We start from the raw sequence: 14,451 nt of genomic DNA on the forward strand, positions 1-14,451 counted from the left end.
TTCACCCCGGCTATGTGCCCCCGCCATGGGCGGATTCAAGGGATTTCTATTACGCGGGAACATCGTCGAGCTGGCCGTCGCGGTGATCGTCGGAGCGACGTTCAGCGGGCTGGTGCAGGCGCTGGTCGAGGATCTGGTCACGCCGCTGATCGGGGCGGTCACCGGGGGCCGGCAGCCGGACTTCGCCGACTACTCGTTCACGGTCAACGGCAGTGAGTTCAAGTACGGCGACTTCCTCAACCACCTGATCACGTTCCTGATCATCGCGGCGGTGGTCTACTGGCTGATCGTGATGCCGATGACGCGGCTGATCAGCAGGTTCGACCGGAACAAGGCGGCCACGACCAAGGAATGCCCCGAGTGCCTCAGCGAGGTCCCGGTCGAGGCACGACGGTGCGCCCACTGCACGGTGGAGTTGGTGCCCGCCTCGGAGAAGCCCAGGTAGCCCTCATCGGCGAGGGCGAATGCGGTGGGGGATTTGGCTGGTTGTGGGCTTCAAGGCTGCCTTCGGTTGGGCAAGATGGGCGGGGTGAGCGTTGAGTTGATGGTCTGGGACGAACCCACCCCGATCTCCAGGGACCAGGCGCGGGCCACGTATCTGGCGGTCAAGAAGAGCGAGCCGGCCGCAGGCGAGGCACCGGCGGTGGCCAAGGAGTTGCCGGGAGTCGTCACCGTCTATCCCGGGCACGTGCTGGTCACGATGGACCTGGACACCATGGATGAGATGTCCGGTCAGGTGTTCACGGTGGCCCGGGCGCACGGGCTCGTCTGCTACGACCCTCAGCGCGATCTGCTGCACAACGTGGCGCCGCTCGGCGTCTACCAGGGCATGCAGCTGCACACTGGCGACGGCATGATCGTGCACGATCCCGACCTGGGGTTGGTGCACGACGTGCTGGCCACGTTGTCGGCGCAGAATCCGTTCGTCGCCCTGGTCACCTTCGGGCAGCACTTCATCCAGGTGTCACCCGGCTACGAGCTGGAGTACAAGGAGGGCACCCTGTCGCGGGCCGTGGTCGGCGACCTGGCCGACGTGCAGCGGGCCTTCCACGAGTACGCCATCGGCGACCGGGCGTTCCTCGACCGGCACGAGTGGGTCTAGATCACCTGGCGATAGAGGTCGGCGTCGACGTTGCCGCCCGACAGGATGACCACGGTGCGCCGCCCGGCGGGGACCTTCCCCGACAGGGCGGCCGCGGTCGCGACGGCGCCGCTCGGCTCGGCCACGAGACGGGCCGAGCCGAAGAGGTGGCGCATCGCCTGCCGGATCTCGTCCTCGGCGACCGTGACGATGCCGTCGAGGTGCCGGCGCAGGTGGGCGAAGGTGAGCGGCGACAGGTCGGCCCGCAGGCCGTCGGCGATCGTGCGGAACGTCCTGGCCGGCTGCCAGGCGATCGGCCGTCCGGCCGCCAGGCTCTCCGCGGCGTCGGCGGCCAGCTCCGGCTCGACGCCGAGCACCTGGACGCCGGGGCTCGACGCCTTGATCGCGGCCGCGATGCCGGAGGCCAGCCCGCCCCCGCTGACCGGCACCAGCACCAGCTCGACGTCCGGCAGCTCGGTCGCGATCTCCAGCCCGATCGTCCCCTGCCCGGCGATGACGGCCGGATGGTCGTACGGCGGGATCATGGTCAGCCCGCGCTCCTCGACCAGCTTCTCGGCGGCGGAGAGCCGCTGCTCGGGCGGCACGACGATCAGCTCGGCGCCGTGGCGCTCGATGGCCGACGCCTTGACCCGCGGTGTGCCCTCGGGCACCACGACCACGCACGGCACCCCGAACTCACGGGCCGCGTAGGCGAGGGCCTGGCCGTGGTTGCCTGAGGAGTGGGTGACGACACCGGAGGGGCGCAGCGAGGCCACGGCGTTGTAGGCGCCGCGGATCTTGAACGAGCCCACCCGTTGCAGGCTCTCGGCCTTGATCCAGAGCCCGTCCACGGGCACCAGCGGGGTGTGGACGACGACCGGGGTGATCCGGTCGGCGGCGGCTCGGACGTCGGCGATCTCCACCAGTCGCATGCCGCCCACCCTACGTTCCCGATCAACGCGGGCGGCGCGGCGTGGCAGGATCTGCGCATGAGAACGCACTATCCGCCGATCGAGCCCTACGCCTCCGGCCTGCTGGACGTGGGCGACGGCAACCAGATCTACTGGGAACGTTGCGGCAACCCCGACGGCAAGCCGGCCGTCATGCTCCACGGCGGGCCGGGCGGCGGGTGCACCGCCACGCACCGCCGGCAGTGGGATCCCGAGCTCTATGACGTGGTCCTGTTCGACCAGCGCAACTGCGGGCGCAGCCTGCCCCACGCCAGCGACCCGGACACGTCCCTCGCCGCCAACACCACCTGGCACCTGGTCGCCGACATGGAGCTGCTGCGCGAGCACCTCGGGATCGGCCGCTGGCAGGTGTTCGGGGGCTCGTGGGGCAGCGCGCTGGCGCTGGCCTACGCGCAGGCGCATCCGGACAGGACGACGGAGCTGGTGCTGCGCGGGATCTTCACGCTGCGGCCGCGTGAGCTGCGGTGGTTCTACCAGGAGGGGGCGTCCCACCTGTTCCCCGACCTGTGGGAGTCGTTCGTCGAACCGATCCCGGCCGAGGAGCGCGATGACCTCATCGCCGCCTTCGCCTCCCGGCTCGAAGGGAAGGATCCCGTCGCGCGGCTGGCCGCGGCCCGGGCCTGGGCGCGCTGGGAGGGGGCCACGGTCACGCTGCTGCCGGATCCCGAGCTGGTCAAGACGTTCGGTGAGGAGCGGATGGCGGTGGCGTTCGCCCGGATCGAGAACCACTACTTCCGGCACCTGGGCTGGTTCGAACCCGACCAGCTCATCCGCGGCGTCGACCGGATCCGGCACATCCCGGCGGTGATCGTGCAGGGCCGCTACGACGTGTGCACGCCGATGGCCACCGCCTGGGACCTGCACAGAGCCTGGCCCGAGGCGGAGCTGCAGGTCGTGGACGACGCCGGGCACTCCGCCACCGAGCCGGGCATCGTGGACCGGCTCATCCGGGCGACAGACGGCTTCGCACGAGCCGTACCACCGGGGTGACGGCGCCGACGAGCAGCAGCGCGAAGAGCGGCGCGAGCACCAGGCCGAGCAGGAAGCCGGCGGCCACGTCGTGCGGGTAGTGCACGCCGACGAAGACCCGCGAGAACGCCATCACGGCCGCCAGCGGCAACACCACCCAGGCCAGCGCCCGCCAGGCCAGGATGAGCGTGCCGGCGGCCCCGGCGGCGATCACCGCGTGGTTGCTGGGGAACGACCAGTCGGTCGGGGGCGGGCACGGCGCGATCGTCGCGACTCCGCCCCGGCACGGCCGGTCCTCCTTGATCAGGAGCTTCAGGATCTCGCTGACGATGTACGCGCCCACCACGCCCGCGGGCCCGGCGATGGCGATCGCCAGAACGCGCGCGTCCGCGCGCCGCGCCCGCCACCAGCACAGCCCGAAAAGGGCCATGAAGACGAACAGCCCGGCGTCGGTGCCCACCTCGGCGAGCGTGTGCAGCCATCCGGGCGTGCTGAGAGCGTAGTCGGCGATGTCGCGGTACACAGGGATCCCATCCGTGAACGGTCGATGAATACGACCTTACGGATGATCAGCACCACTCGCCTCGATCTCACGGCCGAAAGCCATCGGCCATTCGACCGATCAGCGAAGAACCTGTCGGGCCAGGTCGAGCCGCTTCTGGTTGAGCTCGCCCTCGGTGATGAGCCCGCGGTTGAAGGCCTCGGTCGTCGCGTCGAGCTCCGCGACATAGTAGGCCGCCATGATCTCGCTGCGGAGCGGCGTGAACCCGCGCTCCACGCAGGAGGAGAAGACGGTGACCTTCTCGTCGAGATGATCGGGGGCTACGGTACATGCGAGCTCGTGTGCCTTGAGCTGCTGGACGGCCTCACGCAACGTGATCGGGCCCAGAGATCCATTGAATCGAGTGTCAAGAGTGATCTTCAACTTCTTGCGCCTCCATAGGTTTACAACTCGCCAGGAGGTTCGCGTATTCCCAGGTGAGAGCGGGTAGGGAGGCAGGCGTGATCGGAGAGCACGTGATCGTCGGCTACACCACCGGCGCTGGGGGACACGACGCCCTGGCGCTCGGCGCCGCCATCTCGGGGGTCACCGGTGGCGAGCTCACCGTGGCGACGATCTACCCTCCGGGCAGCCCGGGGCAGGCGGTCGAGGCGCAGGCAGGCCTCACACAGGCGGCGGCCGAGCTGGGCGACCTGCCCGCCGACTTCCTCACGTTCGAGAGCCGGGGGGCGGGGCGCGGGCTGTCGGTGCTGGCCAGCCGGATCAGGGCCGACCTGATCGTGGTCGGCTCGGCGGGCGGCGGGCAGCACGGGCGCATCGCGCTCGGCGGCACCGCCGACCGGCTGCTGCACCTGTCGTCCGAGGCGGTCCTGCTGGCGCCCGCCGGCTACCAGCCGGTCGGGGCGCCCTCGCGGCTCACGCTCGCCTACGTGCACCGGCCGCAGTGTGACGAGGCGGTCGAACGGGTGGCCCAGGCGGCTCTGCGGCTCGGCGTCCCGCTCCGGCTCATCACCCTCGACCTGCGCACCGACGATCCCGACCGGCTCCGCGACGACCTGGCCCTGGCCGTACGGCTCGCCTGGGAGAGCACCGGCATCGAGGCGGAGACGGAGGTCGCCGAGGCGCACGACGTGGCCGCCGCGCTGGAGACGGTGGAGTGGCTGCCCGGTGAGCTGCTGGTGTGCGCGGCCAGCGAGGACGCGCAGCCGCACCGGGTGTTCCTCGGCGAGCTGGCCATGAAGGTGCTGCGGGCCTCACCTCGTCCGGTCACGGTGCTGCCCCGCGGCTACGCCTAGCGCCGGCTCCTGGCGACGACCGTCTCGTACATCTCGAGGTAGCGCTCGGCCATCACCGAGGGCGAGAAGCGGCGGGCGGCCTCGCGGCGGCACTCCTCGGGGTCGATCTCGTCCACCCGCTGCAGCCACTCGGCCAGTTCCTCCTCGGTGTCGGCGAGGAACCCGGTGCGGCCGTGGTCGATGATCTCGGGGAGGCAGCCGCGGCGCAGCCCGACCGGCGGCACCCCGAGGGCCAGCGCCTCGACGACGGCGGTGCCGCCGGGCTCGTCCCACTGGATCGGGAACAGCGCGGCGCGCGCGGAGGCGTAGAGCTCGTCGCGCTCCGCGCCTTCCACCGCGCCGACCCACCGCACCAGGTCGCCGTCGAGATAGGCGGACACCACGTCCAGGTGGTAGCGCACGTCGGGATGGCCGTGCAGCGGATGATCGGGATTCTGGGCCACGATCTCCAGCTCGGCCTGGCTGCCGAGGCCGCTGACCGGGCCGGCGAGGACGAGCGGCAGGCCGAGCTTCTGGCAGATGCGGGCGGCCACGTGCTGGCCCTTGAGCCCGCAGACCCGGCCCATCACCACGAAGCGCTCGCCGCGCGGCCCGTGCGGCTCACGGCCGGCCATCGGGGTGGCCAGGTGGATCGCGCCCAGCGACGCCCCGCGCAGGGCGTCGGGCGCGCGCCGAAGCTGTGACTCGGAGACGCCGTTGACCGCGATCGACGACGGGAACGCCTCGTAGAAGGCGGCGTGCTTGCGCAGGTCCCAGTGCAGGGTGTGCAGCACGGGCGGGCCGCCCAGCGCGGCCAGTACGGCCGGGCCGACCACCTCGAGGTGGTCGTGCACCAGGTCGACGTCGTCGCGGCGGGCCAGCTCGCGCGCCACCATCGCCTGGTGCGCGTGGGCGATCCCCATGACCTGGTTGTACGGTTTCTGCAGCTCGGAGAACCGGCCCTCGTCATAGACGCTGATCAGCTCGTCCACCTCGAGGGTGCTCGACCCGACCGAGGCCAGGATCACCCTCACCCCGCGTTCGCGCAGCGGAGGCACGAGGGTGGCCACGACGTTCTCGATCCCGCCGTATCCGGGCGGCGGGACCTGAAGCCACGGTCCCGCGTTCACCAGCACGTTCATCGAATCTCCTCAAGGCTGGAGACCCCGTCCTTCAGGGCGGGGAGGAAAGCCGGAACAATGGCATCAAATCGAACACATGTACGAGATTTGGCTGATCTTGCGATAGGTTGTGCGGCGTGGCGCAGATCGTGAAGCGGGCCTACAGGTACCGCTTCTATCCGACTGCCGAGCAGGCGTCCGAGCTTGCCCGGACGTTCGGCTGTGTGCGCCTGGTCTACAACAGGGCGTTGGAGGAGCGGACCCGGGCCTATCGGCTGGAGGGCCGCGGCGTCTCCTATGCGGAGTCGTCGGCGCTGCTGACGGCGTGGAAGCGCTCTGAGGAGTTGCGGTTTCTCGCCGAGGTGTCGTGTGTTCCGTTGCAGCAGGCGTTGCGCCATTTGCAGGCGGCGTTCGCCGGCTTCTTCGCCAAGCGGGCCAGGTATCCGGTGTTCAAGTCCCGTAAGAAGTCGCGTCTGAGCGCGGAGTACACCCGTTCGGCTTTCCGCTGGCGTGAGGGCCGGTTGACGCTGGCGAAGATGGGCGCGCCGCTGGACATCGTGTGGTCGCGCCCACTCCCGGAGGGTGCGGAGCCGTCCATGGTGACCGTGTCGAAGGACGCGGCCGGACGCTGGTTCGTGTCCATCCTGGTGGAGGAGAAGATGTCCTCGCTGCCCCCGGTCGCACGGGTGGTGGGTGTGGATGCGGGGATCACCGCCCTGGTCGCGTTGTCGACCGGGGAGAAGATCGTCAACCCAAGGTATGAGCGGGCCGACCGGCGCAGGCTGGCCCGTGCTCAGCGGGCGCTGGCCCGTAAACAGAAGGGATCGAATAACCGTGCCAAGGCCCGGCTGCAGGTGGCCCGCGTGCACGCGCGGATCGCCGACCGCAGACGCGACTTCCTGCACAAGGTCAGCACCCGGCTTGTTCGCGAGAACCAAACGATCGCCGTGGAAGACCTGACCGTCCGCAACATGGTCAAGAATCACCGGCTGGCGCGCGCCATCTCGGACGCGTCCTGGCGAGAACTGCGCGGCATGCTGGAGTACAAGAGCCGCTGATACGGCCGGCGGCTCGTCGTGGTGGACCGCTGGTTCCCCTCCTCCAGGCTGTGCTCGGCTTGCGGGACACTCCAGCCGTCCATGCCGCTGCACGTACGGACCTGGGTGTGCGCCTGCGGCGCCACCCATGACCGGGACGTCAACGCGGCCAAGAACATCCTCGCCGCCGGGCCGGCGGAGAGCTGAAACGCCTGTGGAGCTGGTGTAAGACCTCAACGAGAGTCCTCTCGGGCGGGCGACCGGCGGTGAAACAGGAACCCTCACGGGTGACCGTGGGAATCCCCTTCGTTCACGAGGGGGAGGAGGTCAAGCGACGTCCTCCTCGTGTACGAGCGAGGCGAGCGGAGGTCGCTCGGCCACGGCCACGTCCACCAGGTCGGCCTGCCCGTCGAGCCCGAACTGCAGCAGGGTGTGGGCGGGCGGCTCGGCGGCGAAGAGGCGTCCCTGCCGCTCCAGCCGCGACCAGGCGGTCTGCAGGATCTGCCCGGCCATCCGGCCGAGCGCGGTCGTCGACTGGTGGGTGTGCGCGCGGGTGCCGAGGTCAACCTGGGCCAGCGCGTCCAGCCCGGCCAGCTCCAGCAGGTCCACGAGCAGCCCGAACTCCACCCCGTACTCGGTGACGAAGGGGACCTGTTCGAGGATCGCCCGGCGGCCCGCGTACTCGCCGCCGAGTGGCTGCGCGAACCCGGCCAGTTCGGGCCAGAACATGTTGAGGAGGGGGCGGGCCACCAGCTCGGTGACCCGGCCGCCGCCGCCGCGCCGCGGCACGCCGTCCGCGCCGGTGAAGGGACGCTCGTAGGCGCCCTTGACGAACTGGATGTCGGGGTCCACGAGCAGCGGGCCGAGGAGCCCGGTGACGAAGTGCGCGCCGAAGTCGCGCAGATCGGCGTCGACGAAGACGACGATGTCGCCGCTGGTGGCGGCCAGGCCCTTCCACAGCGCCTCGCCCTTGCCGGTGAGCGGGGGAAGTTGGGAGAGCACGGCGTCCTGCGCGACCACCCGGGCGCCGGCGGCGGCCGCGCGCGCCGCGGTCGCGTCGGTGGAGTTGGAGTCGACGACCAGGATCTCGTTCACCAGGGGGGTTCGCTCGACGAGGTCACGGCGGATCACGCGGACGATGTCGCCGACCGTCCGCTCCTCGTCGCGCGCCGGCAGCACGACGCTCACCGTCGTCGTGCCCTTGGCCAGGAGGAGAGCGTCCAGCGGCCACTCCGCGGCCGTGCTCGTATGGGGGCCATACCATTCCTGGACTCTGGCCAAGCTCCGCAGGTCTGCTTTCATGCACTCAGCCCCGATCTCGTCTGTCCACGGTCGGCGACATCTGCCCTTTTGCTGCGGGTTCGAACATGTTGTTTGATTGCCCGCCTATGTGGGATATGCCGGGATGTGTCCCCTATCACGCGTATCGGCATCATCGGTGCCGGAAATGTGGCCGCTCGCCATGCGGACGTCCTGTCCGGCTTCGCCGACGTGACGATCGCCGGCATCGCCGACACGGATCCCCTCAGGGCCAAGGCCCTGGCCTCGCGGTACGACTGTCCCGCCTACGGCGGGCACGCCGCGCTGCTCGAAGCGGGCGGCCTGGACGCGGTGTACGTCTGCGTCCCTCCCTTCGCGCACGGTAACCCGGAATTTGACGCTTTGTCGTGTGATCTCCCGATTTTTGTGGAGAAGCCGCTTTCACTTGACCTGGCCACGGCCGAGGCCGTCGCCGCCGAGCTCGACCGCCGCGGCCTGCCGTCCGCAGTCGGTCATCACTGGCGCTATCTGGACATCGTCGAACGGGCGCGGGAGCTGCTCGCCGGCCGTCCGGTACGGCTCGCCCTCGGTCACTGGCTCGACAAGGTGCCCCCGGTCGGCTGGTGGCTGGACCCCGGCAGGTCCGGCGGCCAGATCGTCGAGCAGGCGGTGCACGTGCTCGACCTGGCCCGGGTGCTGGTGGGCGAGGCGACGATGGTGCATGCCGTACCGGCCGAGGACCAAGCGGACGGGCAGGCGGGCGGCCAGGTGGACGGCCAGGTGGACCGGGCCACGGCCGCGGTGCTGCGGTTCGCCGGCGGGGCGACCGGGCTGCTGGCCACCACGAGCCTGCTGCGGCACAAGCACCGGGTGGGCCTGGAGGTGCACGCCGAGGGCATCGCGCTCGACCTCAGCGAGACCGGGCTGATGGTCGACGGTGAGACGCACGTCCAGGACGACGGGCAGGCCAAGACGCGGGTGGACCGGGCGTTCGTCGACGCCGTCCAGGGCAGGGAGTCGGACGTGCGCGTGCCGTACCGGGAGGCGTTGCGGACGCACCGGCTCGCGCTCGCGCTGGCGCGGTCGGCGAAGGAACGGAGGCCGGTGATGCTCGATGGGTGAGGTGCTGAGCATCGAGGCGCCCGGCGAGATCGAGCTCGTCGAGGAGAGGCTGGCCACCGTGCCCGAGGGCGGGTTCCGGGTGGCCACCACGCACAGCGGCATCTCGGCGGGCACAGAGCTCACCTACGTCAAGGGGAGCAACCCCTACCTGGTCTCGTCGTGGGACCCGGCGCTCGGGCTGTTCATGACCGGCACGCCGTCGATCGCCTACCCGGTGCGCGGCATCGGCTACATGCAGGTGGGCAGGGTCGTCGAGGCCCGTACCCGGTCGGTGCGGGAGGGCGCGCTGGTCGCGATGGCCTACGGGCACCGCACCGGCTACGTGGCCGACCCGATGGCCGACCGGTTCGTTGAGCTGCCCGAGGACCTCGACCCGGTGCTCGGCATCTACGTCGCGCACATGGGCCCGATCTGCGCCAACGGCCTGCTGCACGCCGCCGCCGACCTGCACGGGCCGGCCGTCCGCGAGCTGGGCGACGGCGTGCGGGGGCGGCGGGTCGTGGTGGTCGGCGCGGGCGTCGTCGGCCTGCTGACGGCGTCGTTCGCCCTCGCGTCCGGCGCCGCCGAGGTGGTGGTCGTGGACGAGACCCCGGCCAGGCTGCGCGTCGCGGAGTCCCTGGGCGCGAACGTGCTGGAGTTCGACGCCGAGCCGGCGGTCGAGCTGAAGCGGCGCTGGCGGCACGGGCCGCAGGACCGAGGCGCCGACGTGGTGTTCCAGTGCCGGGGCCAGTCGCGGGCGCTGGCCCTGGCGCTCAAGGTGCTCCGGCCGCAGGGCACGGTCATCGACCTGGCCTTCTACACGCAGGGCGCGGACGAGGTGCGGCTCGGCGAGGAGTTCCACCACAACGGGCTGACGTTGCGCTGCGCCCAGATCGGCAGGGTGCCGCGCGGCCTGGCCCATCTGTGGGACCGCGAGCGGCTCTCGCACGAGACGATCGCCCTGCTCAGGCAGCGCGGCCCGTTGCTACGCGAGCACGTGGTCACCGATGTCGTCGGCTTCGCCGAGGCTCCCGGGCTGCTGTCCGACCTTGCGGCCCGCAGGCGGCACGCCGTCCAGGCCGTGCTCTGCGACCACGTCGAGGAGCAGCGCCGCTGACCAGCTGAAGTCGTGGCAACCGTGGCCCAGCAGGCTGAACGGGTCGAAGTACTCGCGGAACCCCGCCTGCCTGATGGCCCTGATCACGCTGTCGGCCAGCGGGCCGGCCAGGTCGGGGCGGCGGTGCCGGAGACCCTGCCAGACCAGCCAGGTGAGGTTGATCCAGCTCGGGCCGCGCCAGTAGCGCGCGGCGTCGAACTCGGGCGCGGCCGGGGCGAAGCTGGGCAGCACGCCGTCCTTGAGCCCGAAGCGGTCGAGCGCGGTGCCGATCAGCCCGTTGACGATCTCGCGTGGCAGGCCGGGCAGCATGAGCGGCACCAGGCCGGCGGCGCTGTTGGAGCGGATCGGGCAGCCGGTGAGCACGTCGCGGGCCTGGAAGAGGCCGTCGTCGTAGAGGTGCTCGACCATCGCCTCGGTGACCGCGGCGGCCTCACGCAGGTGCGGCTCGGGATCCCCGCCGCACACTTTCGCGATCTTGGCGAGCGTCGCCTCCGCCACTCCGTACGCGGCGTTGAACAGCGGGTCCTCGACGCAGAACGCGCCGGGGCGGCGGTAGCCGGAGTCGCGGTAGGCGCGGGCGAGCGCGGTGTAGCGCTCGTAGTCGCGGTCGGTGGGCCGCTCGTGGGCGCTGACGTGGTCGAGGTCCCTGCGCGTGACACCGGACGGCTCGGCCTCCACGGCGGCGAGCGGCGCGTCCCAGGCGGGGCTGTTGTCCATGCCCGACTCCCAGGGGTGCACGATCGAGATCAGCCCGTCGGCCGACCGCCTGGCGGTGCGCAGGAACTGCTGCTGCGCCACCAGCCGGGGATAGATCCGGCGCAGGAACGCCGGGTCGGGCTCGGCCTGGTGCACCCGCCAGGCGGCCAGCGCGTGCACCGGCGGCTGCACGATGCCGGAGGTCGCCGAGCCGGACGGCGCCCGCACGTCCCAGAACTCCGGGCCGGGGAAGTAGGCGCCCAGCGGCACCTTGGGGTTGAACACGATGTGCGGCACCCTGCCGTCGCGCCACTGGGCCCCGAACAGCGTCAACAGCTCGGAGCGGGCCCGGCGCGGGGCCCAGCGGGCGTTGCCGATCGCGATGAAGGCGGAGTCCCAGCTCCACTGGTGCGGGTAGAGCCGGCGCGAGGGAACCGTGTAGCTGCCGTCCCAGTTGCCGACCAGGATGCGTACGGCATCGCGCAGGATCACAGGAACTTCCTGATGAAGGACGCCGTCTCGGGCAGGACGGACTCGGGCTCACCGCGCAGGCGGCACTCGAGCGCCAGATAGCCGTCGTAGCCGGCGGCGTCGAGGGCGGCCAGCTGCGCGCCCCAGTCGAGGTGGCCGGTGCCGGGCTGGTTGCGGTTGGACTCGCTGATCTGCATGTGCGCGAGGTAGGGGGCGGCGTCCAGCAGCGAGCGGCAGGGGTCGTCCTCCTCGATGTTCATGTGGTAGGTGTCGCCGACGATCCGGATCGAGTCCATGGAGCAGTAGGACACCGCGTCGGCGAGCGTGTTGACCATGTGGTTCTCGTACCGGTTGAGCGGCTCCAGCATGATCAGCACGCCGTTGCGCTGGGCGTGCTCACCGAGGACGCCGAGGGCCTCGGTCAGCACCTCGCGGTCCTGCTCGGGGCCGCGGGGCGGTTCGAACGGCGGGAGCCTGCGCGAGAACTGACCCCACGAGGCCGGGGTCATCACGCCGATGCCGCCGAGCTCCGCGATGACCGTGAGCTGCGATCTGAGCTGCTGGATGGCGTCGGTGCGCCGGGCGGCGTCGAAGTCGCCGATGAAGTGCGGCATGTCCACGCAGACGGTCGGCATGACCACGCCGTCGGCCCGCGCCCGCTTGAGCTCGGTGAGGCGGCCGGCGAAGTGGAAGTCGCCCTTGCCGCGCAGCTCGATGGCGTCGAAGCCGGCCTCGACGGCGAAGGCGAACTTCTCCTGCAGCGTCCGGCCGGGAAGGAGTTGTTCCTGGGCGGCGAGCTTCACTGTTGCTCCTCGAATCGGAAGACGAGCTGGAGCACCTCTGAGGGGTGCCGGTCGATCAGGTCGAAGGCCTCGGCGGCCCCTTCGACGGGGACGACGTGGCTGACCAGGTCGCGAACCTCGATCTCACCCCGATGCACGAGCTCCATGAAGGTGCGCTGGAGGCGTTCGACGTCCCAGCGATGCGCCAGCCACGAGGCGACGCCGCCGATCTGGGAGGAGACGAGCTGCACCTGGTTGTGGTGGAACTCCTCGCCGAGGCGGAGCCCGATGCCGTCGCCCTGGTAGAAGCCGGCGGCGACCACCCGGCCGCCTCTGCGCACGGTCCTGATCGCCTCGTGCAGGCCCTGGTGGCTGCCGCTCAGCTCGATGGCGGTGTCGGCGCCCTCGATCCGCTTGCGGACGAACTCGGCCACCGATCCCGAGCCCACGTCGAACGTCTCGGCGGCGCCGTACTGCCTGGCCAGCTCCAGCCGGGCCGGGATGGCGTCGGCGGCGACCACCCGCGCGCCGCTGAGGACCGCCATGCGGGTGGCCAGCAGGCCGATGACGCCCTGTCCGAAGATCGCGATCTGGTCACCCAGGTGCGGGTCGGCGGCGTGGACGGCGTTGAGCGCGATGGCGCCGACGCGGGCGAAGACCCCGGTCAGCGGGTCGGCGCCGGGCGGCAGCAGGTGGCCCGCCAGCCGCTCGGCCGGGACGACGGCCTCGGCGCGGTGGCCCCAGATGCCCCAGACGAGGCTGCCGACGGGCGGGGCGATGACGTCGGGCGCCGCCTCGACGACCTCGCCGACCTCCTGGTAGCCCCAGCCGGTCAGCGGGTAGGCAAGGGTCTGGCCGTCGACGAACAGGCGTCGCTCGGTGTCCCACTTGCGATCAAGGTAGGGGTTGGTGCCGCGGTAGGCGGTGAGTTCGGTGCCCGCCGACACTCCGGAATAGATCGTCCGGACCCGTACGCAGCCCGGTTGGAGGTCGGCGGGGGGCTCCAGGCCGACGCGGACACGGCCTGGCTCTTCGAAGCTGATGACGTGCATTGCCCACACTTATGCTTAGTGATCAAGTAAAAGACAAGGGTTTAAGGCGAGTTTGCAAACTATAGTCGCGCCAAGAACGCTCGTAAGTCTAGGACTTCCGTAGGAGATAACCGATGCAATTGGGGTTTCTGACAGCATGTCTTCCCGATGACGACCTGGCCGAAATCGCGCGATGGGCTGTGGAGCAAGGCTTCGACGCACTCGAGGTGGCCGGATGGCCCTCGCCCGACCCCCGAAATCACATCAGAGTAGATCGTTTCGATGAGGCCGAACGTGATCGCGTCGGGCGAATCTTCGCGGAGACCGGACTCACCCTTTCCTCGATCGCCTACTACGAGAACAATCTGCACCCTCACCAGGGGGATCAGGTGAACGCCCACCTGCGGCGTTGCGTCGACGCGGCGGCGGCGCTCGGCTGCCCCACCGTCGGCACGTTCGTCGGGCGCGACCCCGGCCTGCCCGTGCGCGACAACCTGGAGCGCGCCGCCGGGGTGTTCAAGCCCCTGGTCGCGTACGCCGAGGACCACGGCGTGGAGCTGGTCATCGAGAACTGCCCGATGAAGAGCTGGCACCCCGACGGCTATCCGGGCAACCTGGCCTACTCCCCCGAGCTGTGGGAGTGGATGTTCACCCTCGGGCTGAAGCTCAACTACGACCCCTCGCACCTCGTGGCCCTGGGAATTGACCCGGTTTCGGCTGCTATGCCGTATGTATCGGAAATTTCGCATGTTCAGGCGAAAGATACGGAGATCCTGCCGGAGAAGATCAACCGTTTCGGCTTCTACGGCCCGATCAGCGGCGAGAAGGGCTGGTACCGCTTCCGCGTGCCGGGTCTGGGGCAGATCGCCTGGCAGCAGGTGATCGGCGCTCTGCGTGACGGCGGTTATGACGGGGTCGTGTCGGTGGAGCACGAGGATCCCGTGTGGAGCGGCGACCCGGAGAAAGTGCGGACCGGTCTCGGCATCGCGTATCGCACGTTGCGTCATCTCGTGCGGGGGTAAAGGGGCGGCATATTCC

At 70.5% G+C, this 14,451-nt stretch carries 14 protein-coding genes and 2 pseudogenes; 8 read left to right on the top strand and 8 right to left on the bottom strand.

The features are described from left to right. Positions 1-25: 25 nt before the first annotated feature. Positions 26-445, top strand: a complete 420-nt coding sequence (gene mscL / locus AC5L3X_RS09245) for a large conductance mechanosensitive channel protein MscL (RefSeq protein ID WP_189129213.1) — start codon at positions 26-28, stop codon at positions 443-445. An 84-nt stretch (positions 446-529) separates the two neighbouring features. Next, the gene (locus AC5L3X_RS09250; RefSeq protein WP_494856345.1) at positions 530-1,102 is read left to right on the top strand and encodes a hypothetical protein; all 573 of its coding nucleotides are present in this window, start codon (positions 530-532) and stop codon (positions 1,100-1,102) included. Here AC5L3X_RS09250 and AC5L3X_RS09255 read toward each other — a convergent pair. Continuing rightward, on the bottom strand, positions 1,099-2,013 hold the full coding sequence (locus AC5L3X_RS09255; RefSeq protein ID WP_494856347.1) for a threonine ammonia-lyase: 915 nt from the start codon (positions 2,011-2,013) through the stop codon (positions 1,099-1,101). The genes AC5L3X_RS09250 and AC5L3X_RS09255 overlap by 4 nt on opposite strands. A 57-nt stretch (positions 2,014-2,070) precedes the next feature. On the opposite strand from AC5L3X_RS09255, the gene pip reads away from it, so the two are divergent. Beyond that, entirely contained in the window at positions 2,071-3,042 is a 972-nt protein-coding gene (gene pip, locus AC5L3X_RS09260) for a prolyl aminopeptidase (RefSeq protein ID WP_494856349.1), read from the top strand. Here pip and AC5L3X_RS09265 read toward each other — a convergent pair. Further along, entirely contained in the window at positions 2,996-3,544 is a 549-nt protein-coding gene (locus AC5L3X_RS09265; RefSeq protein ID WP_494856351.1) for a phosphatase PAP2 family protein, read from the bottom strand. The two genes, pip and AC5L3X_RS09265, sit on opposite strands and share 47 nt — an antisense overlap. A gap of 99 nt (positions 3,545-3,643) precedes the next feature. After that, the gene (locus AC5L3X_RS09270; protein WP_189124579.1) at positions 3,644-3,946 is read right to left on the bottom strand and encodes a hypothetical protein; all 303 of its coding nucleotides are present in this window, start codon (positions 3,944-3,946) and stop codon (positions 3,644-3,646) included. A 77-nt stretch (positions 3,947-4,023) separates the two neighbouring features. Here AC5L3X_RS09270 and AC5L3X_RS09275 point away from each other — a divergent pair, with 77 nt between their 5' ends. Continuing rightward, positions 4,024-4,818 (top strand): universal stress protein, encoded by a 795-nt coding sequence (locus tag AC5L3X_RS09275; protein WP_494856353.1) that lies wholly within the window; start codon positions 4,024-4,026, stop codon positions 4,816-4,818. On the opposite strand, the gene AC5L3X_RS09280 is transcribed toward AC5L3X_RS09275, so the two are convergent. Beyond that, a complete protein-coding gene (locus tag AC5L3X_RS09280) occupies positions 4,815-5,939 on the bottom strand; it encodes a glycosyltransferase (protein WP_189124580.1) in 1,125 nt (374 codons plus the stop codon). The genes AC5L3X_RS09275 and AC5L3X_RS09280 overlap by 4 nt on opposite strands. A gap of 116 nt (positions 5,940-6,055) precedes the next feature. Between AC5L3X_RS09280 and AC5L3X_RS09285 the strand changes: the two are divergent. Beyond that, positions 6,056-7,248, top strand: a pseudogene (locus AC5L3X_RS09285) (RNA-guided endonuclease InsQ/TnpB family protein); the annotation flags it as partial. Positions 7,249-7,282: 34 nt separating this feature from the next. On the opposite strand, the gene AC5L3X_RS09290 reads toward AC5L3X_RS09285, so the two are convergent. Next, a complete protein-coding gene (locus AC5L3X_RS09290) occupies positions 7,283-8,257 on the bottom strand; it encodes a glucosyl-3-phosphoglycerate synthase (protein WP_494856354.1) in 975 nt (324 codons plus the stop codon). On the opposite strand from AC5L3X_RS09290, the gene AC5L3X_RS09295 reads away from it, so the two are divergent. Together AC5L3X_RS09295 and AC5L3X_RS09300 are read left to right on the top strand one after the other, a co-directional pair. Then, entirely contained in the window at positions 8,204-9,337 is a 1,134-nt protein-coding gene (locus AC5L3X_RS09295; RefSeq protein ID WP_494856355.1) for a Gfo/Idh/MocA family protein, read from the top strand. The genes AC5L3X_RS09290 and AC5L3X_RS09295 overlap by 54 nt on opposite strands. Beyond that, the gene (locus tag AC5L3X_RS09300; RefSeq protein ID WP_494856356.1) at positions 9,330-10,433 is read left to right on the top strand and encodes a zinc-dependent alcohol dehydrogenase; all 1,104 of its coding nucleotides are present in this window, start codon (positions 9,330-9,332) and stop codon (positions 10,431-10,433) included. Before AC5L3X_RS09295 ends, AC5L3X_RS09300 begins: the two co-directional genes overlap by 8 nt. Positions 10,434-10,442: 9 nt before the next feature. On the opposite strand, the pseudogene AC5L3X_RS09305 reads toward AC5L3X_RS09300, so the two are convergent. The 3 genes and pseudogenes from AC5L3X_RS09305 to AC5L3X_RS09315 form a co-directional block, all read right to left on the bottom strand. Next, positions 10,443-11,621 (bottom strand): annotated as a pseudogene (locus tag AC5L3X_RS09305) (MGH1-like glycoside hydrolase domain-containing protein); the annotation flags it as partial. Then, entirely contained in the window at positions 11,618-12,403 is a 786-nt protein-coding gene (locus AC5L3X_RS09310) for a sugar phosphate isomerase/epimerase family protein (RefSeq protein WP_494856357.1), read from the bottom strand. The gene AC5L3X_RS09310 and the pseudogene AC5L3X_RS09305, both read right to left, overlap by 4 nt. After that, a complete protein-coding gene (locus tag AC5L3X_RS09315; protein ID WP_494856358.1) occupies positions 12,400-13,434 on the bottom strand; it encodes a zinc-binding dehydrogenase in 1,035 nt (344 codons plus the stop codon). Before AC5L3X_RS09315 ends, AC5L3X_RS09310 begins: the two co-directional genes overlap by 4 nt. Positions 13,435-13,547: 113 nt before the next feature. Here AC5L3X_RS09315 and AC5L3X_RS09320 point away from each other — a divergent pair, with 113 nt between their 5' ends. Next, a complete protein-coding gene (locus AC5L3X_RS09320; protein WP_494856359.1) occupies positions 13,548-14,435 on the top strand; it encodes a sugar phosphate isomerase/epimerase family protein in 888 nt (295 codons plus the stop codon). Positions 14,436-14,451: the final 16 nt, after the last annotated feature.

The sequence above is a fragment of the Nonomuraea sp. CX421 genome (genome assembly GCF_059358955.1).

Excerpts from the sequence above, each read along its gene's own strand:
- AC5L3X_RS09320 (WP_494856359.1), top strand. The coding sequence starts at position 13,548 with ATGCAATTGGGGTTTCTGACAGCATGTCTTCCCGATGACGACCTGGCC.
- mscL (WP_189129213.1), top strand. The coding sequence starts at position 26 with ATGGGCGGATTCAAGGGATTTCTATTACGCGGGAACATCGTCGAGCTG.
- AC5L3X_RS09290 (WP_494856354.1), bottom strand. The coding sequence starts at position 8,257 with ATGAAAGCAGACCTGCGGAGCTTGGCCAGAGTCCAGGAATGGTATGGC.
- AC5L3X_RS09295 (WP_494856355.1), top strand. The coding sequence starts at position 8,204 with ATGGGGGCCATACCATTCCTGGACTCTGGCCAAGCTCCGCAGGTCTGC.
- pip (WP_494856349.1), top strand. The coding sequence starts at position 2,071 with ATGAGAACGCACTATCCGCCGATCGAGCCCTACGCCTCCGGCCTGCTG.
- AC5L3X_RS09315 (WP_494856358.1), bottom strand. The coding sequence starts at position 13,434 with ATGCACGTCATCAGCTTCGAAGAGCCAGGCCGTGTCCGCGTCGGCCTG.
- AC5L3X_RS09255 (WP_494856347.1), bottom strand. The coding sequence starts at position 2,013 with ATGCGACTGGTGGAGATCGCCGACGTCCGAGCCGCCGCCGACCGGATC.
- AC5L3X_RS09300 (WP_494856356.1), top strand. The coding sequence starts at position 9,330 with ATGGGTGAGGTGCTGAGCATCGAGGCGCCCGGCGAGATCGAGCTCGTC.
- AC5L3X_RS09280 (WP_189124580.1), bottom strand. The coding sequence starts at position 5,939 with ATGAACGTGCTGGTGAACGCGGGACCGTGGCTTCAGGTCCCGCCGCCC.